This is a genomic window from Candidatus Epulonipiscium sp., assembly GCA_012519205.1.
In the GTDB taxonomy this organism is placed as follows: domain Bacteria; phylum Bacillota; class Clostridia; order Lachnospirales; family Defluviitaleaceae; genus JAAYQR01.
Window position 1 is genome coordinate 60,560 of record JAAYQR010000007.1, and the last position, 23,789, is coordinate 84,348.

The following is a 23,789-nucleotide window of genomic DNA, read 5'->3' on the forward strand; positions in this document are numbered from 1 at the left end:
TCATTAATTATGATGAGGTCAATGTTCTCCGGTATTTCCGGATTAAGGATTCATCAGACAAAAATGGATGTTATAGGTAACAATATTGCCAATGTAAATACCACAGCATTCAAATCAAGCCGTGTTACATTTAATGAAGTATTTAGTCAAACTCTTCAAGGGGCTAGTGGAGCTAGCCAGCAAACAGGAAGGGGAGGACGAAACCCTATGCAAGTAGGTTTAGGAGCCAATATTTCTTCTATAGATACTTTAATGAATATAGGAGCTGCCCAAAGGACAGATAACCCCTTTGACCTTATGATTGAAGGAGACGGTTTTTTTGTAGTGGGAGATGAAAGTGGAACTTATTTCACAAGAGCAGGGGTATTTCGTAAAGACGACGATGGGAACTTAGTTATTCCCAATGGAATGAAGGTAAAGGGTTGGCCCGCTGTTGATAATGGTACAAGAATTCAAAGAGGTAATGTGGAAGATTTAAAGTTAGACAAACCGGAAAATTTAACTGCTTCACCAGAAGCTACCACCAATCTCCGTATTCAAGGAAATCTTAATATAGAAGACGGCAAATCTAATGGGGGGGTACCGGTACAATTAAAATTTTATGATAGCTTGGGAAATCTTTACACAGCAAATTTAAATATGGAATACAAATCGGATGAAAAGGCATGGGATTTAGATATTCCATCCCCCCTTATAATAAGTGATTCAAAGGGAAATAAATTTGAATTAGGGGAAGTATCTTCCGATGATAACCCCGTTAAAGTTGTATTTGATGAAAATGGGGAACTTAAAATAGGGGATGCAGATGCGTCAACAGGCAACGGAGTATTTACAATAACCTCTTCAGATAACGAAGGGAAGTTTGATTTAACTGAATCCGTAGGGATAAAGGCTACCTTAGGCCCACTAACAATAGACTTTACCGGACTTACCCAGTACAATCAAAAAACAAATATAGATCCCTTAATGGGGAATGAAATCGGTATGGGGTCTGGACGGGAGCCGGGAGAATTAACAGGCTATGACATTGGGGCAGATGGAATTATCACGGCTCAATATAGCAATGGACAACAAAAAATGTTAGGTCAGATCGTTATAGCCAATTTTAGAAACCCAGCAGGACTTCAAAAAGCAGGAAGTAACTTATTTACTACTACTCCAAACTCAGGGGATTTTGATGGTATCGGCAATGAACCTAACCTTCAGGGGGGCGTTCTTGAAATGTCTAATGTCGATCTTGCCAAGGAATTTACAGAGATGATTACAACTCAAAGAGGATTCCAAGCTAATTCGAGGATTATTACTTCATCTGATGAAATGCTTCAAGAGTTAGTTAATCTAAAACGTTAGTATAGAATTCCCGCACTTTGAGTTTAACAAGTATTCTTAAGGTGCGGGAAAATTTGCTGTTCAAAATGAGGGATGGGTATGATTAAGGTAACAAGATTAAACGATTCGGAGATTATAATTAATGCGGAATTGATTGAATTAATTGAGGCAACCCCCGATACGGTTATTACGATGACAACAGGTAGAAAAATTGTAGTAAAGGAAACAGTTGATGATATTATCGACATAGTGGTACAATATAAACAAAAAATTTTAATAAGAATGGATTAGCACTCAGAGTGAGGTGGGGATAATTGGATATTTCAACCATTATAGGACTTATAAGTGGTGTAGTATTTGTAGTAGTATCAATTTTGCTAGGGGGGAGATTAAACTTATTCTTTGACCTTCCTTCCGTAATGATTACCATTGGGGGAACATTTGCTTCAGTACTGATTTCATATCCTTTAAATAAATTTATTAATTCCCTCAAAACAATACGTCTGATTTTTCATAACAAAGAGATGAATACAGGTAATCTCATCCAAAAGATAATTGATCTAGCTAATATTGCTAGAAAGGAAGGATTACTTGCCTTGGAAGAAGCAGCCCAGTCTATGGAAGATAAATTTTTACAAAAAGGGGTCCTTTTAATTGTAGATGGTACCGACCCTGAATTGGTAAGAAATATATTGGAAACCGAATTGGCATTCATCGAAGGAAGACATAAGGAAGTTCAAGGGTTTTGGGAAACTATTGCTAGTTTGGGTCCCGCTTGGGGGATGATAGGAACTTTAATTGGTCTTATTAATATGCTAGACCAGCTCAATGACCCAGCATCTATAGGGCCGGCGATGGCAGTTGCATTAATAACTACATTTTATGGTTCTATATTAGCAAACTTTTTAGCTAATCCAACCGCCAATAAATTAAAATTAAAAAGTAATGAAGAAATACTCTTAAAAGAGGTTATGATAGAGGGTCTTCTTTCAATTCAGGCTGGGGAAAATCCAAGAATAATTGAAGAAAAATTAAAGGCATTCTTATCACCAACACTTCGTGAAACGATGAAAGAAGATGGAACTGAAGAGGAAGTAAGGGCAGGTGAATAAAGATGGCTAGGAAAAGAACTGAGGATGAAGTAAAGGCAGGGGCACCGGAGTGGATGAATACCTATGGTGACATGGTTACTTTGCTATTAACTTTTTTTATTCTTCTTTTTTCGATGTCAACAGTAGATATAGCAAAGTTCAGGGCTTTTATTAACTCTATGGAAGGTTCGATTGGGATATTAGCAGGTGGTTCCACCATAGGAGATGGTAGCGAGGTTGGCAATGGAATTAATCAATTACCGGATCTTGAAAAATTCCTAGAAGAAACCACGAAACAAGTAGAAATGCAAAGCATAGAGGAATTAAAAAAAATGCATGCTGATTTTAAGACCTATATAAAGGAAAATAATTTAGAGGGAAAAATTGCTGCCCAATTAAGTGATTATTATGTCACATTAACCTTTGATGATGGCGTTCTCTTTGATAGTGGACAAGCTAATCTTAAGCCCAGTGCTGTGGATATATTAGATAAACTAGGAGTGCAGCTATCTAAATACCCTAATAATAGAATTAGATTTGAAGGACATACGGATAATCGCCCAATCAATACTGCTCAATTTCCAAGTAATTGGGAATTATCCGCTGCTAGAGCTATAGCAGTAGCAAAATATTATATCAATGAATTAAAATTTAATCCAAAACAATTTTCAACAGAGGGATTTGGAGAATATGTACCCATAGCTAATAATGCTACCCCGGAAGGTAGAGCAAAAAATAGAAGAGTTGAGATAAAAATACTAAGTGAATATGCTTCATATTCAGGAATCAATGAACCATTGATTCAATAAGGAGTGACACATTATGGAAAAAAGTAAAACGCTCGTATTTATAATTATCGGCATCTTGTTTACAACTGTAATCGCAGTCACAGTTGCATTGGTCTTTACCTTTAGTTCCTTAAAATCTATTACCAATGGTAATGGGCAGGAGGTTTTGGCACAAGAAGCCCATAGGCAGGATGACATAGAAATTTTTTCTATCACAGAACCCATAACGGCAAATCTTATACAAGACAATGACGATGAAGGCAAACATATGCTTCGTATATCCGTAGGAGTAGGGATGGATACAAAACAAAAGAATTACAAAAAACTAAAAGAACAATTAGAAAACAAAATCTCTGTTCTAAGGCATACGATAATAAAGGTAATCCGCAACAAAACCTATGAGGAAATGCTGCAGCCGAATGCACAGGAATTAATGGGGCAGGAAATATTAAATGAACTTAAAGAAGAATTTCAAACGGATGCAATCGTAAATATTTACTTTGGAGAATTTTTTGTACAGTAATTTAATAGGATTTCTAAGAAAGCAATACTATTTGGCATGGGAGGTGGTTAAATGGGTGAAGTTTTATCGCAAAACGAAATTGATGAATTGTTAAATGCGTTAAATACGGGGGAACTGGATGTAACAGATATACAAACCACTGACCGGGAAAAGCATGTAAAAAATTATGACTTTGCCAGGCCTTCAAAATTTGCAAAAGAACAATTAAGAACCCTAGAAATTATTTTTGATAACTATTCGAGGATTATATCAACATATTTATCTGGTTACTTGCGTGCGGGTACGCAAATAGACGTTATTAACGCGGAGGCAGTGACGTATTATGAGTTTAGTAATTCATTGTCTAATCCAGTCATTTTATCAATTGTAGATTTTTCCCCCTTGAAAGGTTCAGTTATACTAGAACTTTCACCTAGTATTGGGTATTCGATTATAGATAGAATTTTAGGTGGAAAGGGTTCAATGATTGATAAAATAAGGGAATTTACTGAAATCGAAAGAATACTCTTAGAAAGAATAATTTCTCAATTGATTAACTTATTAAGAGAACCTTGGGAAAACGTAGTTGACCTTCGACCTAGATTAGATAAAATAGAAACAAATTCACAATTTGCACAGGTTATTTCTCCTAATGAAATGATTGCTCTTGTTACATTAAATATTAAAATAGGGGAAGTAGAAGGTATGATGAATATTTGCATTCCCCATTTAGTTATTGAACCAATAATGGATAAACTAAATACAAAGTATTGGTTTACTATTATAGAGCAAGAAGATCAAACGATTTATAGAAAACATTTAGAAAAAAGGTTGCAGATTGCAAAAATCCCTATTAAGACTATTTTGGGAAAAACTCATATTACCGTAGGGGAATTTGTAAATCTTCAAGTAGGAGATGTTATTAAATTGGACTCATATACAAATTCTGATTTAGATATCATGGTTGGAAATCTCCTAAAGTTTCATGCAAAGCCGGGAGTGTTTAAAAATAGAAATGCGATTCAAATCACTTCTATTGAAAGAAAGGAGGAAGAATAATGGGAGATATGTTATCACAAGCGGAAATAGATGCGTTGTTGGGGGGAACTGATGACGATTTAAATGATAATGAAGAACATGTAATAGCTGTCGATCCACTTACAGAGGATGAAAAGGATGCTTTGGGTGAGATTGGTAATATAAGTATGGGCACTGCGGCAACAACGCTTTTTACCTTGCTAAATCAAAAGGTAACGATAACCACTCCAAGGGTTAAAGCTATGACCTGGGATGAATTGTGCAATGAATATAAGAAACCATTTGTTGCAATTAATGTAGAATATAAAGAGGGTTTAAAGGGTGTTAATCTATTAGTCTTAAAAGAAGACGATGTTAAGATTATAGCTGATCTAATGATGGGCGGAGAAGGAGAAATTTCAGAAGGCGAACTTTCAGAATTGCACCTAAGTGCAATCAGTGAGGCAATGAACCAAATGGTTGGTTCTGCTTCAACTTCCATGTCCTCAATGTTTAATAAGAAAATTGATATCAATCCTCCCCATGCATTTGTTACTCATTTTCATCAAGGTATCATTGCAGAAGATATAGGGTTTGATAATGATGAGATTGTAAGGATTTCATTTAAGATGGAAATAGGAAACTTAATAGATAGTGAAATTATGCAGATACTTCCATTGGACTTTGCCAAGGGACTTGTGGAAAATCTTATGAATGCACAAAAAGAACAACCTAATCCCGTGAAGGTAGAGCAGCCGTCTCAAAAGCCAACCAAGCCTACACCAAAACCTGTAGATATAGTACAACCAGAATTAGACTTTAATCAACAAAGTCAACAGGAACAGCCAAATTATCCAGCGCCTACTATGCAACCACAAATGATGCCTTCAAGTAATTACCAACAAAATATTAATGTACAGCCTGCACAATTTCAAAACTTCGATGTTGGGGCTGTGATGCAGCAGAAAGAAAATATTGATATAATAATGGATGTGCCATTAGAGGTCACTGTTGAATTAGGCAGGACTCATAAAGTAATAAAAGAAATATTAGAGTTTAGCCCGGGAACCATTATTGAACTGGATAAATTGGCAGGAGAACCTATCGATATTTTAGTAAATGGTAAGTATGTTGCAAAGGGTGAAGTAGTAGTGATTGATGAAAATTTCGGAATTAGGGTGACAGATATAATCAACCCAGAAAAGAGAATATAAATTCTGTTCACTAAATTTGTTTTTAAAGATGGAATTTAAACGATAAATATATTATAATACCTATTAAAGCATATAACTAGATTAATGTACTATACTATTCAAAGGAGAGGGTATTTAATGGCAAAAAGGATATTAATTGTTGATGACGCGGCTTTCATGAGAATGATGATTAAAGATATTTTAACGAAAAATGGATATGAAGTTGCCGGAGAAGCAGAAAACGGTGTTAAAGCTGTGGATAAATTTAAGGAATTAGCTCCTGATTTGGTTATAATGGATATTACAATGCCGGAAATGGATGGTATTCAGGCTGTAAGAGAAATTAAGAAAGTTGATGGTGCAGCTACAATTATTATGTGTTCTGCCATGGGACAACAGGCTATGGTAATAGAATCCATACAGGCAGGGGCTAGGGATTTCATAGTAAAACCATTCCAAGCAGATAGGGTAGTAGAGGCCGTGAAGAAGGTTATAGGTTAAAAATGAATACTCAACTAAATGTGTGTTTGTCTTTTCTATTACTGCAGGGTAATACTTCTTCAGATAGTGGAGGGCAGGTGAATATAAACTGGTTTAATATGTTAGGCCAGTTTTTTTTCCTAATAGTCCTATTTATGATTATACTAGCTGCAGCCTATTATGTAACTAGGCTTTTAGGAAGATTCCAGCATCAAAAGTATAAGACCTGTAATATTAAAATAATAGAATCTATAGCAATTGCTCCCCAAAAAACATTGCAGCTTATAAAAGTAGGTAATAAGGTTTACCTAATCGGTATTACCAAGGACAATATCGTATATTTATCGGAAATTGATGGTGAAATAATTCATGAGCTGGAATTGGATGATGTAGGTGTACTTAATCCTAAATTTGATAAATATTTAAATCTATGGCTTGATAAGTTTAAGGATAAAGGCAAAAATAAAGACACTGGCTCTGATGGAGAGGTTCGCGATGAAAATGAGTAAAAAGTCTAGAAATATAATCCTTATAATAACAATAATATTGGCTGTACAAATTCTTTTTAGTCTTACAATATTTGCAGAACCAGTTGATGAAACAACGCTGCCAATACCGCAAATTGGAATTAACATAGAACCGGCAGAAAGTCCAAGGGAAGTAGCCAGCAGTTTGCAGATTTTATTTATTCTAACAGTTATTTCTTTGGCTCCTTCTATATTAATAATGATGACTTCATTTACAAGAATTATAATTGTTCTGCATTTTTTACGTTCTGCCTTGGGAACCCAGCAGGCCCCTCCTAATCAAGTTTTAATTGGACTGGCCCTATTTTTAACATTATTTATTATGAGCCCAACCCTTACCCAAATTAATGAACAAGCCATAAAACCTTATACGGCAGGTCAATTATCTCAGGAAGAGGCAATAGATAATGGGATGGAACCAATAAGGGATTTTATGTTCAGGCAAGTGGGAACAAGCGACCTTAATTTATTCATGGGTATTTCAGGAATGGAGCCTATAGAAAATACAGAAAATATTTCAATTACCGACCAGATTCCTTCTAGAGTACTAATACCTGCTTTTATTATTGGAGAATTAAAAAAAGGTTTTATGATAGGGTTTTTATTATATATTCCTTTCATAGTTATCGATATGGTTGTTGCTTCAACCCTTATGTCCATGGGAATGATGATGCTTCCTCCAGTTATGATTTCCCTTCCATTTAAAATATTGCTTTTTGTTATGGTAGATGGATGGAATCTAGTTATAGGGCAACTTGTTCAAACTTTTAGGTAAAAAGGAGAAGGTGTAATGGAACAATTGATAATAGATTTAGCCCAGGACGCATTGATGACTGTTATAAAGGTTTCAGCCCCGATGCTCTTAATGGGACTTATCGTGGGATTGGCAGTGAGTATATTTCAAACGACTACTTCTATACAGGAGCCTACTTTGGCCTTTATACCCAAAATCTTAGCGGTCCTAGCTGCAATTTTAATATTTGGACCATGGATGCTCACAACAATGCTAGAGTTTTTTAATAATTTATATAGGAATATGAATCTTTATATTCGTTAAAGGAAAATGCATATGGGCTTTTTAATGAGTAATGTATTTTTGAGAATTGACATTTTATTATTAGTTTTTATACGGTTTCTGGGCTTTTTTGTTACATCTCCTATTTTTGGAGGCAGTAATGTGCCCACTTATTCAAAAATTGGACTTTCTTTTATTATGAGTACTATTTTGCTTTCAACGATGCCTGATGTTATCATAACTTATGACAATCATATTATAGGCTATGCTGTACTTATTTTGAAGGAAATGGTCATAGGAATGCTACTTGGTTTTGTAGTATACTTATTATTAAGTATATTTTCTTTAGCAGGTCAGTTAATCGATTATCAAATAGGGTTTAGCATGGTAAGCGTTCTAGATCCATTAAGTAATTTTCAAATGCCTATTACGGGGAATTTGTATTATTTTATCGTTATTGCAATACTCCTTATCACTAATGGTCATCATAAATTACTTCAGGCATTGTTCTATAGCTATCAGGTACTTCCCATAGGAGAAGCAGTTTTTAATAATGAATTAATAGGGAATTATATTGTTATTTTATCTAATATATTCGTGATTTCAATAAAAATAGCGGCTCCAATAATTGGTTCGATTTTAATCCTCGATGTTGCCCTAGGTATTTTAGCTAGGACAGCCCCCCAAATGAATATGTTTGTAATAGGTATTCCTTTAAAACTAATACTGGGTCTATTATGCCTAATTGTTGTAATGCCCTTATTTAGAATAATATATGATTTTGTTTATCAGGAAATGCTAAGAGATCTATTTCGTATTATTAAAGGATTGGTTCCATGAATAAGAAAATAAGATTTGATAATCAATCTAATTGGCTGGATTATAATCTCCAGTTCTTTGCAGACAAAGATGGGAAAACAGAAAAAGCCACCCCTAGAAAACGTAGTAAAGCAAGGGAAGAAGGACAAGTAGCAAAAAGCATGGAAATAAACACTGCTTTTCTGCTTATTTTTATGTTTGCGGCAATAAGACTGTTTGCCCCATTCATGTATGGTAGACTAACTTCGATTTTTGAAAGAACATATATTCTCTATCCTAAATTAGATGATTTATTTGTTGAATCATATATTTTGAAATTTGTTCCTTATATCTTAACACAAATTCTAATTATTATTGCTCCACTTTTTGCTGTTGCCATGATAGTTGGTGTAACTGTAAATTTTGTTCAGGTGGGATGGCATCCTACCCTCAAGCCTCTAAAGCCCAAGTTTAGCAGATTAAACCCCATATCTGGAATGAGCCGATTGTTTTCAAAACATTCATTGGTGGAGTTGTTAAAATCAATTATTAAGATTACAATTGTTAGTCTTGTTATATACAACTCTGTTATTGGAGAAGTAAAAAACATCATTCTTTTGCTAGATATGGATTTAATGCAAATGATAAAATACATCGGAAAAGTTATTATAAATATAGGGTTAAAGGTAGGCATGTTTTTTCTATTTATTTCTGCAGCAGATTATGCATATCAAAGATTTGAACATGAGGAAAACTTAAAGATGACGAAAGAAGAAATAAAAGAAGAATATAAAATGACAGAAGGTAATCCTCAAATCAAGAGTAAAATCCGACAAAAAATGCGAGAAGCCTCCATGAGGAGGATGATGCAGGAAATACCTAAAGCCGATGTTGTCATTACAAACCCGACCCACTATGCCATAGCGATACAATATGATTCAAATGTGGCTTCTGCCCCGATAGTTATTGCTAAGGGGGTAGATTATTTAGCAATGCGTATTAAAACCATTGCTGCAGAAAGTGAAATTGAGATTGTCGAAAATAAACCTCTTGCTAGAACCCTTTACCAAACGGTCGATATAGGTCAAGAAATTCCTCCTGATTTATACCAGGCTGTTGCAGAGATTCTTGCATTTGTTTATAGCCTAAAGAACAACTACTAAATGAGCTTATTATAGTAGTGAAGGAGGATGGTTTTGTGAAATTTGGAGATGCATTTCTTGGAATATTTGTTATTGTTATTATTGTTATGATTATAATTCCGCTTCCACAATGGATGTTGGATACATTATTTACTTTAAATATTGCTATTGCACTTATAATTTTATTAAATACACTATTCTCGAAAGAACCTCTCGACATGTCAATGTTTCCGACCATACTCTTAATTTCTACAATATTTAGGTTAGCTCTTAATGTATCCTCTACTAGATTAATATTAGGGGAAGGGGATGCAGGTTCAGTTGTGAGAGTTTTTGGAAGCTTTGTGGCCGGAGGAAATATTGTTCTTGGGGTAATAGTATTTATAATTATTATAGTGATACAGTTTTTGGTTATCACAAAGGGTGCAGAAAGGGTAGCTGAAGTATCGGCTCGTTTTACATTAGATGCAATGCCGGGAAAACAAATGGCAATAGATGCTGACTTAAACACGGGCTTAATTGATGAGGCCGAAGCAAAGGCAAGAAGAAAAAAAATACAGGACGAAGCTGCCTTTTATGGGGCAATGGATGGTTCTAGTAAGTTTGTTAAAAACGATGCTATAGCAGGAATTATCATTACATTTATTAATATTATCGGTGGGCTTATTTTAGGTACTACAGGCATTACCACAGGAAAACCTCTTCCAGTAGCGGAAGCCTTCGAGATATATACTATTTTAACCATAGGAGATGGACTGGTAAGTCAGATTCCTGCCCTTCTTATTTCAACTGCCACAGGTATATTGGTAACGAAAACAGCTACAGAAACAAATATGAGCAGTGACTTATTAAAGCAGCTAGGAAGTACCCCAAGGGTATTGCAAATTACAGGGGGAACCTTAATACTTTTAGGAATTTTTACCCCTTTGCCTATTTTGATTTTTGTTCCAGTCGGTATGTTATTAATTTTAGGTGCAAGTACGATTGATAAAAATCTTAAGTTACAAACCATTAATGAAGAAATATCTACGGAAGACATAGAGGCTGAAGAAATAAGAAAGCCAGAAAATGTAGTTTCGCTTTTACAGGTTGATCCCATAGAATTAGAATTTGGGTATGGAATTATTCCCCTAGCGGATGTAAACCAAGGGGGAGACTTATTAGATAGGGTGGTTATGATAAGACGACAAATCGCTTTGGAATTAGGAGCTGTTGTTCCTATTATCAGACTGCGAGACAATATTCAACTAAGTCCCAATCAATATCTTATAAAGATTAAAGGGGTAGAAATATCCAAAGGTGAAATACTATTTGACCACTATATGGCAATGAATCCGGGATATGTGGAAGAGGAAATAGATGGTATAGAAACATTGGAACCGGCCTTTGGGCTACCGGCACTTTGGATATCAGAAACCCAAAGGGAAAAAGCCGAAATGATGGGTTATACGGTCGTTGACCCTCCTTCAATCATAGCAACCCATTTAACGGAGATTATAAAGAAGCATTTAGACGAATTACTCACCCGTCAAGATGTTCAAATCCTTATTAATAATGTAAAAGAAACGCATCCAGCCCTTATTGATGAATTGGTGCCAAAGGTCCTTGGTATAGGGGATATTCAAAAAGTATTATCCAATTTATTAAGGGAACATGTATCCATAAGGGATTTAGTGACCATATTTGAAACTTTAGCTGATTATGGTCCTATAACCAGGGATATAGATTTATTAACAGAATATGTTCGTCAAAGCTTAGGAAGGGCAATTTCTAAAAGGTTCTTAGTTCAAAAAACTAACAATATTATCACCCTAGATCCTTCTCTAGAACAACAGATTATGGATGCTGTGCAACAATCCGAACAGGGGTCTTATTTGGCATTAGACCCGGAAACCACACAACAGATTTTTGAGAAATTAAGTCAGGAAATCCATAGATTTAATTCCATAGGACAGCAGCCAATTCTTTTAACATCGCCTATTGCAAGAATTTATTTTAAGAGATTAACTGAACAAATTGCACCGGATTTAATCGTACTATCCTATAATGAAATTGACCCAAGCATTGAGATACAATCAATTGGAATGGTTAGCATAGCATAAGGGCTATAATAGTTGTGGAGGAATGATAATTGCCATGAAGGTTAAAAAATATGAGGCTAAAACTGAACAGGAAGCAATAGAAAAAGTAAAAGATGACTTAGGTAAAGAGGCATTGATTTTAAATATAAAAAAGATAAATCCAAAAGGTATTTTTAAACTGTTTAGACAACCTACGGTGGAAGTATTAGCAGCTCTAGACGGGCAACTAAATAAGACTAATGATTTCAAACAGCAAGAGAGCAATTTTAATAATATAGTAGAAGAGACCATAAGAAACATTAGTAATGGCAGCAAGCAATCTGAAAAAACCATAGTAGATGAACAAAAAGAAACAATAAAGGGCTTGGAGAGCAAATTAGATCACCTAGAAGGGCTTCTTACAAAGGTCATGGAAAGGGTAAGTACGGAAAATCAAATTCAGGCATCCTATACAAATGAAACATGTAGGAAATATAATAGTACGATTTTGCAATTATTTTATGATAATCTCATTAAAAACGAAGTGATGCCCGAATTGGCAGAGACTATTTTAAAAGATTTAGATGAAATGGACGAAGAAACAAAAAACGATGTCAACAACCTCATCGCTATTGTTTACAATAGGATTATGGAAATAATGGGGAATCCAACCCAAATTGAAATGGATAATAAAAAACCTAAAATAGTTTTCTTTGTCGGACCCACAGGGGTTGGGAAGACGACAACTATCGCAAAAATAACCGCCCATTTTTCTTTGAATGAAAAGAAAAAAGTTGGCTTAATTACAGCAGACACATATAGGATAGCTGCGGTTGAACAGTTAAAAACCTATGCAGAAATACTAAACGTACCTGTTGAAGTGATATATTCTTCCGATGAATTATTAGAAACCCTTGAAAAAATAAAGGATGTTGATATTGTTTTTATAGATACAGCTGGAAGATCTCATAAAAATGCACAGCAATTTCAAGAATTAGATAATTTGCTTTCTTTAGTAGATGAAAAACAAATATTTTTGGTGCTGAGTGCAACCACTAAGTATAAAGATATGTTAAATATTTTGAATCAATATTCTTCAATCTCAGATTATGATATTATTTTTACTAAGGCTGATGAAACGACATCTCTCGGAACAATTCTAAATGTAAGATACCTAACGCAAAAATCCTTATCCTATATAACATTTGGGCAAGATGTTCCGGATGATATAGAACTTATCAGTCCTAAAAAAATGACAAAAGCCTTATTAGGGAGTATGGATGAATGATGGACCAAGCAGAGAAACTAAGAAGAATTGTAAATAATCAACTAGAGCAGGCCATATCGGAGCCTAGAACTTCGCGAGTAATCACCGTTACAAGCGGAAAAGGCGGCGTCGGAAAGACGAATGTAACAGCCAATTTAGCTGTACAACTTCAAAGAGCAGGGAAAAAAGTTGTTATAATTGATGCTGATTTTGGCTTAGCAAACATAGAAGTAGTTTTGGGAATTGTACCTAGATCAAACCTTGGAGAAGTCATCCATGGAAAAAAAGTTATTACCGATATCATAACAGAGGGACCAATGAATATAAAATTCATTTCAGGAGGTTCTGGGGTACAGGATTTGATACATCTAAATGAACATCAATTATCTTTTTTTATTAAAAATTTGAGTCTTCTTGATCAGATGGCAGATATTATACTAATCGATACGGGGGCGGGACTAACAGATGCTGTCCTTAGCTTTTCTAAGGCGGCAGATGAAATCATCCTTGTTACCACCCCGGAGCCAACATCAGTCACCGATGCTTATGCATTGATAAAAACATTATGTAGCCAAAAAAATAATGCTACTCCCAATATAAAATTACTGGTTAATAGGGTAGATGATGAAGAAGAGGGCAGAGAAATATACTATAAGTTAAAGCAGGTATCAAAGAGGTTCCTAAATGTGGAAATCGATGATTTAGGATATATACCCTATGATAGGGCATTGGTAAAGTCAGTAAAGTTGCAAGAACCAGTTTCCATCAGTTTTCCAAAAAGTGATGTGAGCAAAGCCTTCGAGATAATTTCTAATAGGGTATTAGATACAGAATATAAAGAAAAGAAAAATACAGGCCTTACACTGTTTGTAAAACGATTAATGAATATATTTGGTTCTTAAGACTAGGTAAGGAGGTCCGTCGGTGAAAAAAATATTAACCCCAGGATTAAAGCTAGAAATAACAAATATAGAGACTAGAAATAAAAAAAAGGGTTATGGATATATTAGTCAAATTGAAGAATATGTAGATGATAAGACATTAATAATAGGTACTCCTATTGTGGGAGGGCAAATTGTACCTTTAAGAGTTGGTAATCAATATGCTTTAATAATTTATTCAGATACGACCCTTTATCGTTGTAAAATTCTTATCAAAAATAGGCTTAAAAAGGGTTTAGTTGAAATGTTAAAGGTCGAAATCATAACCCAACTTGAAAAAATTCAAAGAAGAGAATTCTTCCGCTGTGAATGCATCATACCATTTAAATACAATATCAATGATTCTTGGGAAGAAAGCATTATTAAGGATATAAGCGGCGGAGGACTTCGATTTATTACAAATGTAAAATTGCAAATATCGGAGTTGATTATATGCGATATTCCCTTAGATGGCCAAGAAATAAGTGCAAGGGGAAGATTAATCAGCAGAGAAGACTCCAACACTGAGACTTATAAGTATCAATATAGGGTTTCCTTTGAAGAACTTTCAAAGATTGAGCGGGAAAAAATAATCCAATACATCTTTTTACAACAAAGAAAAAGGGTACAACAGCATAGAGGGTTGTGATTGTATGGCAGAAAAAATAAAAATATTAGTAATTGATGACTCTGCTTTCATGAGAAGGGTTATTTCTGATATAATTAATAGTGACAACAGATTTATTGTAGTGGGCACTGCAAGAAATGGCGAAGAAGGTCTAAAAAAGATAAAAGAGTTAAATCCAGATATGATTACCCTGGATATAGAAATGCCAGAGATGAACGGATTAGAAATGCTAGATGATTTAATGAAAACAAATCCTAAGCCTGTACTGGTAATCAGTGTTCTAACCAATGAAGGAGCAGATACAACCATTCGGGCATTAGAGGCAGGGGCAGTAGATTTTATAACAAAACCTAAAAACATTTTTAAGATGAATGAAGAAGAAATTAAGCTGCAGATTCTTCAAAAAATATATGTAGCCTCTAAAATTAAAAACTTCCCCATAAAGGTAAAAAAACATAGGGATGAAGTTATAGGAAGTACCCAACCTTTGACTCCACGAGATACGAACATTAAAAACATAATAGCCATAGGAACATCAACAGGGGGACCTAGGGCTTTACAAGAAATTTTACCCTATATCCCCAAATCCCTACCCGCCAGCTATATTATTGTTCAACATATGCCTCCAGGATTTACCAAGTCCTTGGCAGAAAGACTGAATAATCTAAGCGATATCATGGTAAAAGAGGCGGTGGATAGAGATATATTACACCCCGGAGTTGCATATATAGCACCTGGAGATTACCATATTTTAATTGAAAAAATCCCAGGAAAAAATATGTACTGGATTAGATTATCAAGCAGCCCTTCAGTATCAGGACATAGACCTTCAGTTAATGTAATGTTTAATTCTATTTCAGAAACAAATTTAAACAACGTAGTTGGAGTTATTATGACGGGAATGGGTAATGATGGATGCGAAGGTATGAAAAATTTAAAACTTAAAAATAAGGCTTATATTATTGCACAGGATGAAAAAAGTTGTGTTGTATACGGTATGCCTAAGGCTGTAATAGAGGCAGGAGTTGCAGATGTGGTAGTACCTTTAGAACAGATAGCAAAAGAGATTATTAAAGTGGTGGAGGTGCGTTAATATGGATATGAGTCAATACTTGGAAATTTTTGTTGAAGAATCAAAAGAACATCTTCAAAGTTTAAATGAAAGTTTGCTTCAATTAGAAAACGAACCTGGAAATATGCCTATCCTAAATGAAGTTTTCCGCGTAGCCCACACATTAAAGGGCATGGCTGGAACTATGGGTTTTACAAAGATGCAAAAACTAACCCACAACATGGAAAATGTCCTTTCGGAAATTCGAAATGGTCGTATTTTAGTTGATTCCAACTTACTGGATACACTTTTTAAATGCCTAGATGCTCTTGAAAATTATGTTGATGAAATTATAAATACAGGAAATGAAGGCAGTGAAGAATATACTCAAATTATCAATGAGCTAGGTAATATATTATCGAATAATTTTGACCAAGGAGAAACAACTGAAAAACAAGGAACTGTCCATGTGGAACAAGAAAGCTCTACTAATTCAGACTTGGAGATTGCAGATGTTCATTTAACTGATTTTGAAAACAATGCAGTTAAGAATGCCCTCTCAAGAAGTTACAATGTATATCAAATCAGCATTTACTTAAATAAAGCTTGTGTACTTAAATCAGCTAGGGCATTTATTGTCTTTAGATCCTTAGAGAGCTTAGGGGAAATCATTAAATCCCTCCCAAAGGTTGAAGATATAGAAGATGAAAAGTTTGAATTTGATTTTACTGTAGTGGTTATTTCAAAAGAAGCAAAGGATATGTTCGAAAAAGAATTGCTTTCAATTGCAGAGGTTGAACAAGTAATTATTAGAGATATTGTTGTATCAGGTGGGGAAGATGAACTGGTAAACATACCCGATACTGAAAATAAACAAGATAGTTTACCGGGTCATACGCCACAAGATACCCATGAAAAAGATGGGGGCGAGTCAAAATCTATAGTAGGAAAATCAAGGCCTAAGGCTGGGAAAACTGTTCGTGTAGATATTGATAGATTAGATACATTAATGAATCTCGTGAGTGAATTAATTATTATAAAAACAAGACTTGAGGGAATCGAAGGCGGAAACAATACCCAAAATTACAATGAGGCAGTGGAATATCTAGAAAGAATTACAACGAGTCTCCATGATGCTGTAATGAAGGTTAGGATGGTTCCTGTTGAAAGAGTATTTAATCGGTTCCCAAGGATGATAAGAGATTTATCAAGAAAGCTAAATAAAGAAATCGAATTGACCATGTCCGGTGAAGAAACAGAGTTAGATAGAACTGTTATTGATGAAATTGGCGATCCATTAATTCACTTATTAAGAAATGCAGCGGATCACGGGTTAGAAACCACAGAAGAAAGACTACAAAAAGGAAAAGATAAAATAGGAAATATCTATTTAAGAGCTTATCAAGATGGAAATAACGTAGTAATAGAAGTTGAAGACGACGGAAAAGGTATAGACACAAAGAAAATAAAGGCAAGAGCAGTTGAAAAGGGAGCAATTACTTCTGATATGGCTTCAAATATGTCAGAACAAGATATCGTTGAACTTTTATTTAATCCTAGTTTTAGCACCGCAGAAAAGATTTCTGATGTATCTGGAAGAGGTGTTGGTCTAGACGTTGTTAAGACAAAAATAGAAGCCCTTGGTGGGGATATAGAAGTTAAAACTACCTTAGGCAAAGGTAGCAAGTTTATCGTTAGACTACCATTGACCTTGGCAATCATCCAAGCTTTAATGGTTAAACTCGGAGAAGAAAAATATGCTATTCCACTTAATACAATTCAAAATATTGAGGATGTAAAAATTAGCGATATACAATATATACAAAAACAAGAAATTATAGTTTTAAGAAATCAAGTTATTCCGATTATACGTTTGGATAGGGTACTTGATGTTCCCAAAAAAGAGCAAAAGGAACTTATCACCGTTGTTATCGTTAAAAAGGGAGAAAAACAGGCAGGATTTGTAGTTGATGGTTTAATTGGCCAACAGGAAATAGTAATAAAATCCCTAGGAAAATATCTAAGTGGTATTCGAATGATTGCTGGGGCAACCATTTTGGGGAATGGTGAAGTAGCACTTATTTTAGATATTAATACACTAGTATAGTAGGGGGGATAAAATGGATAACAATACCAATCACGAAATTAAACAGTATGTAGTTTTTAAATTGGGTAATGAAGAGTATGGTGTAGATATACAAAGGGTACAAATAATTGAACGCATTCAAAATATAACCAGAGTGCCGAAATCTCCCTACTTTATAAAAGGGGTAATAAACCTTAGGGGAGAAATCATTCCAGTAATGAGTTTAAGAGTTAAATTTGAATTGGAGCCGGATGATTATACGGATGAAACACGAATAATCATTGTTAAAATTGATGAAAACCAAGTAGGGATGATTGTTGACCAGGTAAAAGAAGTATTACAGCTTTCAACAGAAGCTATAGAGAATGTACAAGGCTTTACTTCGGATATCAATTTAAACTTTATTCAAGGGGTTGGAAAGGTTAATGATCATATAGTTACCCTCCTAAACTTAAAGAATCTAATTGATTCTACACTTAATAACCCCAAGGAAAACCAACCAGCCCAATGATTGATTGACAATATTTGACCTAATAAGATTTCCAACATGAATGTGCATTTTATATTCAGGTTGGAAATCTATCATTATTTGAAGGAGTGAAAACATGTCCAATATCGACATTGATATGTTAGATACCCTGCACCTAGATGTTCTAAGGGAAATAGGCAATATTGGTGCAGGAAATGCAACAACTGCCCTAGCTAAAATATTAAATAAAAAGATTGACATGGGAGTGCCTAAGGTCAATATTTTGGAATTTAAAAATGTTGCCGATGTTTTAGGGGGACCGGAAAATTTAGTAGTAGGGATATTACTTAGTGTCTCTGGTGATATTAATGGAATGATGATGTTCGTTCTTGAACAGCGTTCAGCCCATGTTTTGGTTAATATTTTAATGGGAAGGGAAATTCATGATATATCCGAGTTTACAGAAATGGATGTTTCTGCACTACAAGAAATTGGTAATATATTAACGGGATCGTATTTGTCATCATTATCTGCCCTAACAAAACTATCAGTAATACCCTCAATCCCTCAAATGGCTTTTGATATGGCAGGGGCGATACTCAGTGTTCCTGCTATAGAATTTGGAAAGGTTGGGGATAAGGTTTTATTTATAGAGACTGAGTTTGCGGAAGGTATAGACCACGTTACAGGATACTTTATATTAATACCTGATATCAATTCATATGAAAAAATATTAACATCCCTAGGAGTTAGCATATGATAGATTCCCATACAATCATCAAAGTTGGAATGGCAGATTTAAATACGACAATACATCCTGGTATCCTAACTACATTAGGTTTAGGTTCTTGCGTCGGGATTGCATTATATGACCCAGTGGCTAAGGTAGGTGGCCTCGCCCATATAATGCTTCCGGATAGCACACAAATTAAAAATAATTCAAATGTTGCAAAGTTTGCTGACACTGCTGTGATTAAACTAATAGAAGATATGATTTATCTAGGGGCAAGAAAAGAGAGAATGGTTGCAAAACTAGCCGGTGGCGCTCAAATGTTTGCATTTAATAATACAAATGACTTAATGAGAATCGGTTTTAGAAATGTATCTGCATCTCAAAAAGTACTTAATGAATTGGGAATCCCGATAATATCTTCCGATACGGGTGCAAATTATGGTAGAACCATAGAATTGTATACAGAAGATGGAAGATTGCTTATTAAAACGATAGGGCATGGCATAAAACAAATATAAGGAGTTTACAATGGTTAAAAAGTTGGATGTAATTCTTCCTTTAATATCGGCTATAATTATTGGAGGAATTAGTTTATTACAAAGGGATTCTTTGAACATTATGACTATTAAACTGATTGTTGTTATCACTGTATTTTATATTTTTGGCTTGATGATAAGTACTGTACTACAAAGAATATATTCTAGCTCAAAAAGTAATTATAATAATACTCAAACGATGGAAGAACCGATGAAAGAATCAAATGAGGATAGAAACGATACTATACAATAAACATCTACTGAACTCAAATTGGTTTCAGGAGGAATTATATGATTGAAAGAGATCTCGAAGAACTATGGGAAAAATATAAACGGACCAACCTCTCATCTATAAAAGAAAAATTGATTATAGAATATGCCCCTTTGGTAAAATATGTTGCAGGAAGGCTTAATGTTTATCTAGGTCAAAATGTTGAGTATGAAGACCTCATTAGCTACGGGGTATTTGGGCTAATCGATGCAATCGATAAATTTGACCTAAAAAAAGGGGTAAAATTTGAAACCTACGCTTCCCTTAGGATTCGAGGAGCAATACTAGACAATATTAGAAAATTAGATTGGGTTCCTAGAACATTAAGACAAAAAAACAAGCAAATAGAAAAGGCTTATGCAGAACTTGAAACGGAGCTAGGAAGAAGTGCGACAGACGAGGAAATGGCAGTGAAAATGGGGATAACTGTAGAAGAATTACGGGAGATGTTAAAGCAAGTAAACCTTTTATCACTCATATCCCTAGAGGAGTATGTGGAACAAAACAATGAGCCATCTATGGGTTCTGTCAAGCAACCGGGCAATGAACAGCCAGAAGCCTATTTAGAAAAACAAGAACTTAAAAGAATACTTAAAGAATCTATTGAAAAACTTCCTGAAAGGGAACAGCGAGTTTTGATACTTTATTACTTTGAAGAATTAACCCTAAAAGAAATCAGCTCTATTATGGGTGTTTCTGAATCAAGGATATCCCAACTTCACACAAAGGGCATCATGAGGTTAAAGGGTAAATTAGGAAAGTATAGAACAATCTTATTTGAATTATAAAGGAGGGATAAAATGAATAATACAGGAAATACTACGCCAAATGCAAGTAGCAATTATGATGGCTTCTTTGATTTCGAAATAAAAGACGATGGATTTTATCTTATTCTATACGCTCCAAAAGGGGAGGGGGAATTTCCCAAACTTGAAGAAATCGTTAATAGACTAAATAACAAAAAGGTTATGGATTACGATTTAGAAATTATAAAAAAGTCAGTTAGGGATATCCATTCACAGGAAAAGTTGGAAGTTTTGATTTCCACTCAAACAAAGTTAAAGCCAATAGATGAAAAACTATATGTCGAAATTTCAAAAGACAAGATGTTTGCAGTTATATCATTTACTCCTCCAGAAAACGAAGGGAAAATCCTTTCCTATGATGATGTACTTCATAAAATTGAAGAAAATAAGGTGAATTTTGGAATAAACAAAGAGGAGCTTAAAAAAGCAGTCGAAGAGAAAAAAATAAACCATAAATATGTTATTGCTCAGGGATTAAAACCGGTTAATGGGCAAAACGCTAAACTAGATTTTCATTTCAATAAAAAAAGAGACAATAAACCTAAGGTCTTGGAAGATGGAACCGTTGACTTTTATAATTTAGATTTAATTGAGAATGTAGTAAAAGGTCAAGATTTAGTTACACTAATACCTCCTGTAGAGGGAACTCCTGGTAGAAATGTCCTAGGGGTTGAAATCCCCTCAATCAAAGGGAAAAATATAAAACTTCCAAAGGGAAAAAACACAGAAATTTCAGAGGATGGCACGAAACTAGTAGCAACTACCGATGGACAGGTAAATTACACAAATGGAAAAGTAAACGTTTATGAAACCTATGAGGTTCCCGACAATGTCGATAATTCAGTAGGAAATATTAATTTTATAGGAAATGTGGTTGTAAGAGGAAATGTATTAACGGGTTTTTACATAAAGGCCGGAGGAAATGTTGAGGTATACGGTGTTGTTGAAGGGGCAAAGATTGAAGCCCAAGGAGATATAATTTTACGTAGAGGAATTCAAGGAATGAGTAGGGGAATTTTAAGTTCCATGGGAAATGTAGTAGCCAAATACATCGAAAATAGTATTGTAGAAGCAGCAGGAGATATACAAAGCGATGCCATTATGCATAGTCAGATTAAATGCGGGGGGAGTATTAGGGCAGATGGAAGAAAAGGCCTTATTGTCGGCGGTGTAATTAGGGCTGGAAGAGAAGTAGATGCCAAGGTCATAGGTTCTCATATGGCTACTGCGACAGAAATAGAGGTAGGTATAGATCCGGCAATACTTGAAAGATACCGTTTTTTAAAAGATGAATTAAGTAATATAAAAAAAGAGATTATAAAAACTACACAAATTGTAGACTTACTTAATAAAATGAAAGATGCTGATAAATTAACAGATTCAAAAAGAGATATGCTGATAAAATCCATACGTACGAAGGTATTTCTTGACAATCGCCTAAAGAGTGTTAAAAATGAAATTGTGGAATTAGAGCCATTGCTAGAGGAAAAAGAAGACGGAAAGGTTAAGGCTTATAATATTATACATCCTGGAGTTAAAATAACCATTGGAACTGCTTGTATGTATGTAAGGGAAGAAATAAAGTTTTGTTCCTTATATAAAGACAAAGCAGATATTAGAACAAGCAGCTATGATTAGGGAAAAGGGGGGGGAGTATGATTCGTCCTATAGATATGCAAGTTATCATTCCTAAGACATCCGAAATATCTAGGCAGCACCATGGAGAGGCTCAAAAGGGAGAAGTTGAACAGCATCAATTTGCCCAGCAGATGGAAAAACAGGTGTATCAAAACCAGCAACAGGTAGTAAGCTCTAACAAGCCAGAAAGCACAGTAAATCAGGATGGACGTAACAAAAGCCAATACCAAAAGAATCATTCAAAAAAACAAAAGAATAAAAACCAAAAGGATAAAAAAGAGGATTCAACAAAAAGTAGTATTATAGACATTAGAATTTGATTGAGGTGTAGGGTATGCCACATAGTGAAATTATGAATACAATGATTTTTTTCCTTATAGCCGTGGGGATTATTATATTAATCATAGGCTTAATCTTTATGAAGGATAAAACAAGCAATGCTTCTAATAAGTCCTTTGATAAACAGATAGAAATGGACAATATGTTAAAAACACGAATAGATGAGGCAGATAAGATGCTGCAAGAATTAAGCCAATTATCTTCTTATATCAAATCCGAATTGGAGAAAAAACATAAGGAATTATTGTTCTTGTATCAAATGATTGATGAAAAGAAGGCTTCTTCCTTGAAGAAAACAATAAATAATGAAGAATCGGTTCCTAAGAATGATGAGGAAGACTTAAAAGCATCGGTATTCCTAAACAATAAAAATTACAATAAGATCATTGAGCTATATAAAATGGGTAAGGATACATCTACCATAGCTAGACAATTAAAAATAGGCAAAGGTGAAGTAGAATTGATTTTAGGGCTTGCAAAAATGGGGTGAGTATATTGGATTTATCGGCTAAGAGTTTAATAATAGGTTTAGGATTAGGGATTATTTTAACTGCTACTTTTCTTATATTTATCCCCAAGGAATCCTTAACTAATGAAGATATTATCGAAAGGGCTAAAGACTTAGGCATGCTTGATCCATTGGACTTGGCACCAGAAAAGTTTGTTCTATCAGAGGAAGAAATTATAAGTAGAGCTAGAAGAATAGGGATGATATTTAAAACGGAAAATACCAATTACCTAGAGCAAGAAGATGTGAAACCCGACGGGGATGAAGAAGAAATAGTTACTATTTTTATTCCAAGGGGGCTTAAATCAAAAGATATAAGCATTATATTGTTTGAAAATCATTTAATTGATGATGCAGAAGAATTTGATTTATATCTTAGAAAAGTTAATGTAGACAGGGTTATAGGTGATGGATATTTTAATATTTCCAAGGGAAGTAATTATGAAAAGATAACTAAAACCCTAATAGAATAATAAAACCACAATTTGATTGTATTATAAATTGTGGTTTTATTATTAATAGTTTTTATATAGAGGGAAAATTTTAATAATAATAATTAAATATTGATAAAATAGCAATAGTATGATATACTTCC

Annotated in this window: 28 protein-coding genes; all 28 read left to right on the forward strand. The window is 34.4% G+C overall.

Annotated features, from left to right (window positions below; translation table 11 throughout):
- The first annotated feature begins 9 nt into the window (after positions 1–9).
- The gene (locus GX308_01485) at positions 10–1,350 is read left to right on the forward strand and encodes a flagellar hook protein FlgE (GenBank protein ID NLK20764.1); all 1,341 of its coding nucleotides are present in this window, start codon (positions 10–12) and stop codon (positions 1,348–1,350) included.
- Positions 1,351–1,428: 78 nt separating this feature from the next.
- A complete protein-coding gene (locus GX308_01490) occupies positions 1,429–1,620 on the forward strand; it encodes a flagellar FlbD family protein (GenBank protein NLK20765.1) in 192 nt (63 codons plus the stop codon).
- Between the two features lie 23 nt (positions 1,621–1,643).
- Positions 1,644–2,441 (forward strand): motility protein A, encoded by a 798-nt coding sequence (locus GX308_01495; protein NLK20766.1) that lies wholly within the window; start codon positions 1,644–1,646, stop codon positions 2,439–2,441.
- 2 nt (positions 2,442–2,443) lie between these two features.
- Entirely contained in the window at positions 2,444–3,229 is a 786-nt protein-coding gene (locus tag GX308_01500; protein ID NLK20767.1) for an OmpA family protein, read from the forward strand.
- Between the two features lie 13 nt (positions 3,230–3,242).
- Entirely contained in the window at positions 3,243–3,731 is a 489-nt protein-coding gene (locus GX308_01505; GenBank protein NLK20768.1) for a hypothetical protein, read from the forward strand.
- 51 nt (positions 3,732–3,782) lie between these two features.
- Entirely contained in the window at positions 3,783–4,769 is a 987-nt protein-coding gene (fliM, locus tag GX308_01510) for a flagellar motor switch protein FliM (GenBank protein NLK20769.1), read from the forward strand.
- Positions 4,769–5,941, forward strand: a complete 1,173-nt coding sequence (gene fliY / locus GX308_01515; protein NLK20770.1) for a flagellar motor switch phosphatase FliY — start codon at positions 4,769–4,771, stop codon at positions 5,939–5,941. Before fliM ends, fliY begins: the two co-directional genes overlap by 1 nt.
- Before the next feature lie 117 nt (positions 5,942–6,058).
- Positions 6,059–6,421 carry a response regulator gene (locus GX308_01520; protein NLK20771.1) on the forward strand — a complete coding sequence of 121 codons (363 nt, stop codon included), beginning with the start codon at positions 6,059–6,061 and terminating at the stop codon, positions 6,419–6,421.
- Positions 6,422–6,498: 77 nt separating this feature from the next.
- Positions 6,499–6,909, forward strand: a complete 411-nt coding sequence (locus GX308_01525) for a flagellar biosynthetic protein FliO (GenBank protein NLK20772.1) — start codon at positions 6,499–6,501, stop codon at positions 6,907–6,909.
- On the forward strand, positions 6,902–7,702 hold the full coding sequence (gene fliP, locus GX308_01530) for a flagellar type III secretion system pore protein FliP (GenBank protein NLK20773.1): 801 nt from the start codon (positions 6,902–6,904) through the stop codon (positions 7,700–7,702). The genes GX308_01525 and fliP overlap by 8 nt, the downstream gene beginning before the upstream one ends.
- A 15-nt stretch (positions 7,703–7,717) precedes the next feature.
- A complete protein-coding gene (fliQ, locus tag GX308_01535) occupies positions 7,718–7,984 on the forward strand; it encodes a flagellar biosynthesis protein FliQ (GenBank protein NLK20774.1) in 267 nt (88 codons plus the stop codon).
- A 12-nt stretch (positions 7,985–7,996) separates the two neighbouring features.
- Positions 7,997–8,782, forward strand: a complete 786-nt coding sequence (gene fliR, locus GX308_01540) for a flagellar type III secretion system protein FliR (protein ID NLK20775.1) — start codon at positions 7,997–7,999, stop codon at positions 8,780–8,782.
- Complete coding sequence (flhB, locus tag GX308_01545; GenBank protein NLK20776.1) at positions 8,779–9,903, forward strand: flagellar biosynthesis protein FlhB; 1,125 nt, start codon at positions 8,779–8,781, stop codon at positions 9,901–9,903. Before fliR ends, flhB begins: the two co-directional genes overlap by 4 nt.
- A gap of 35 nt (positions 9,904–9,938) precedes the next feature.
- Positions 9,939–11,984, forward strand: a complete 2,046-nt coding sequence (gene flhA, locus GX308_01550; protein ID NLK20777.1) for a flagellar biosynthesis protein FlhA — start codon at positions 9,939–9,941, stop codon at positions 11,982–11,984.
- Positions 11,985–12,018: 34 nt separating this feature from the next.
- Positions 12,019–13,230, forward strand: a complete 1,212-nt coding sequence (gene flhF, locus GX308_01555; GenBank protein ID NLK20778.1) for a flagellar biosynthesis protein FlhF — start codon at positions 12,019–12,021, stop codon at positions 13,228–13,230.
- On the forward strand, positions 13,227–14,111 hold the full coding sequence (locus GX308_01560) for a MinD/ParA family protein (GenBank protein ID NLK20779.1): 885 nt from the start codon (positions 13,227–13,229) through the stop codon (positions 14,109–14,111). The genes flhF and GX308_01560 overlap by 4 nt, the downstream gene beginning before the upstream one ends.
- Positions 14,112–14,133: 22 nt before the next feature.
- Positions 14,134–14,778 carry a hypothetical protein gene (locus GX308_01565; protein ID NLK20780.1) on the forward strand — a complete coding sequence of 215 codons (645 nt, stop codon included), beginning with the start codon at positions 14,134–14,136 and terminating at the stop codon, positions 14,776–14,778.
- Positions 14,779–14,782: 4 nt separating this feature from the next.
- A complete protein-coding gene (locus tag GX308_01570; GenBank protein NLK20781.1) occupies positions 14,783–15,850 on the forward strand; it encodes a chemotaxis response regulator protein-glutamate methylesterase in 1,068 nt (355 codons plus the stop codon).
- A 1-nt stretch (position 15,851) separates the two neighbouring features.
- Complete coding sequence (locus GX308_01575) at positions 15,852–17,915, forward strand: chemotaxis protein CheA (GenBank protein ID NLK20782.1); 2,064 nt, start codon at positions 15,852–15,854, stop codon at positions 17,913–17,915.
- A gap of 13 nt (positions 17,916–17,928) precedes the next feature.
- Entirely contained in the window at positions 17,929–18,405 is a 477-nt protein-coding gene (locus tag GX308_01580) for a chemotaxis protein CheW (protein NLK20783.1), read from the forward strand.
- Between the two features lie 94 nt (positions 18,406–18,499).
- Positions 18,500–19,123, forward strand: a complete 624-nt coding sequence (locus tag GX308_01585) for a chemotaxis protein CheC (GenBank protein ID NLK20784.1) — start codon at positions 18,500–18,502, stop codon at positions 19,121–19,123.
- The gene (locus tag GX308_01590) at positions 19,120–19,614 is read left to right on the forward strand and encodes a chemotaxis protein CheD (protein NLK20785.1); all 495 of its coding nucleotides are present in this window, start codon (positions 19,120–19,122) and stop codon (positions 19,612–19,614) included. Before GX308_01585 ends, GX308_01590 begins: the two co-directional genes overlap by 4 nt.
- A 10-nt stretch (positions 19,615–19,624) precedes the next feature.
- Positions 19,625–19,885 (forward strand): hypothetical protein, encoded by a 261-nt coding sequence (locus GX308_01595; protein NLK20786.1) that lies wholly within the window; start codon positions 19,625–19,627, stop codon positions 19,883–19,885.
- A gap of 38 nt (positions 19,886–19,923) precedes the next feature.
- Positions 19,924–20,691, forward strand: a complete 768-nt coding sequence (locus GX308_01600; GenBank protein NLK20787.1) for a FliA/WhiG family RNA polymerase sigma factor — start codon at positions 19,924–19,926, stop codon at positions 20,689–20,691.
- A gap of 12 nt (positions 20,692–20,703) precedes the next feature.
- Positions 20,704–22,347, forward strand: a complete 1,644-nt coding sequence (locus GX308_01605) for a DUF342 domain-containing protein (GenBank protein NLK20788.1) — start codon at positions 20,704–20,706, stop codon at positions 22,345–22,347.
- A gap of 17 nt (positions 22,348–22,364) precedes the next feature.
- Entirely contained in the window at positions 22,365–22,667 is a 303-nt protein-coding gene (locus tag GX308_01610) for a hypothetical protein (GenBank protein NLK20789.1), read from the forward strand.
- Positions 22,668–22,681: 14 nt separating this feature from the next.
- Positions 22,682–23,176, forward strand: coding sequence for a hypothetical protein (locus tag GX308_01615; protein NLK20790.1), 495 nt, complete (start codon positions 22,682–22,684; stop codon positions 23,174–23,176).
- Between the two features lie 5 nt (positions 23,177–23,181).
- Positions 23,182–23,667 (forward strand): endolytic transglycosylase MltG, encoded by a 486-nt coding sequence (locus tag GX308_01620; protein NLK20791.1) that lies wholly within the window; start codon positions 23,182–23,184, stop codon positions 23,665–23,667.
- Positions 23,668–23,789 lie beyond the last annotated feature (122 nt).

Coding starts and splice junctions, on each gene's coding strand:
- GX308_01485 (NLK20764.1), top strand. CDS start 10: ATGATGAGGTCAATGTTCTCCGGTATTTCCGGATTAAGGATTCATCAG.
- GX308_01490 (NLK20765.1), top strand. CDS start 1,429: ATGATTAAGGTAACAAGATTAAACGATTCGGAGATTATAATTAATGCG.
- GX308_01500 (NLK20767.1), top strand. CDS start 2,444: ATGGCTAGGAAAAGAACTGAGGATGAAGTAAAGGCAGGGGCACCGGAG.
- GX308_01505 (NLK20768.1), top strand. CDS start 3,243: ATGGAAAAAAGTAAAACGCTCGTATTTATAATTATCGGCATCTTGTTT.
- fliM (NLK20769.1), top strand. CDS start 3,783: ATGGGTGAAGTTTTATCGCAAAACGAAATTGATGAATTGTTAAATGCG.
- fliY (NLK20770.1), top strand. CDS start 4,769: ATGGGAGATATGTTATCACAAGCGGAAATAGATGCGTTGTTGGGGGGA.
- GX308_01520 (NLK20771.1), top strand. CDS start 6,059: ATGGCAAAAAGGATATTAATTGTTGATGACGCGGCTTTCATGAGAATG.
- fliP (NLK20773.1), top strand. CDS start 6,902: ATGAGTAAAAAGTCTAGAAATATAATCCTTATAATAACAATAATATTG.
- fliQ (NLK20774.1), top strand. CDS start 7,718: ATGGAACAATTGATAATAGATTTAGCCCAGGACGCATTGATGACTGTT.
- fliR (NLK20775.1), top strand. CDS start 7,997: ATGGGCTTTTTAATGAGTAATGTATTTTTGAGAATTGACATTTTATTA.
- flhB (NLK20776.1), top strand. CDS start 8,779: ATGAATAAGAAAATAAGATTTGATAATCAATCTAATTGGCTGGATTAT.
- flhF (NLK20778.1), top strand. CDS start 12,019: ATGAAGGTTAAAAAATATGAGGCTAAAACTGAACAGGAAGCAATAGAA.
- GX308_01560 (NLK20779.1), top strand. CDS start 13,227: ATGATGGACCAAGCAGAGAAACTAAGAAGAATTGTAAATAATCAACTA.
- GX308_01570 (NLK20781.1), top strand. CDS start 14,783: ATGGCAGAAAAAATAAAAATATTAGTAATTGATGACTCTGCTTTCATG.
- GX308_01575 (NLK20782.1), top strand. CDS start 15,852: ATGGATATGAGTCAATACTTGGAAATTTTTGTTGAAGAATCAAAAGAA.
- GX308_01580 (NLK20783.1), top strand. CDS start 17,929: ATGGATAACAATACCAATCACGAAATTAAACAGTATGTAGTTTTTAAA.
- GX308_01585 (NLK20784.1), top strand. CDS start 18,500: ATGTCCAATATCGACATTGATATGTTAGATACCCTGCACCTAGATGTT.
- GX308_01590 (NLK20785.1), top strand. CDS start 19,120: ATGATAGATTCCCATACAATCATCAAAGTTGGAATGGCAGATTTAAAT.
- GX308_01595 (NLK20786.1), top strand. CDS start 19,625: ATGGTTAAAAAGTTGGATGTAATTCTTCCTTTAATATCGGCTATAATT.
- GX308_01600 (NLK20787.1), top strand. CDS start 19,924: ATGATTGAAAGAGATCTCGAAGAACTATGGGAAAAATATAAACGGACC.
- GX308_01605 (NLK20788.1), top strand. CDS start 20,704: ATGAATAATACAGGAAATACTACGCCAAATGCAAGTAGCAATTATGAT.
- GX308_01610 (NLK20789.1), top strand. CDS start 22,365: ATGATTCGTCCTATAGATATGCAAGTTATCATTCCTAAGACATCCGAA.
- GX308_01615 (NLK20790.1), top strand. CDS start 22,682: ATGCCACATAGTGAAATTATGAATACAATGATTTTTTTCCTTATAGCC.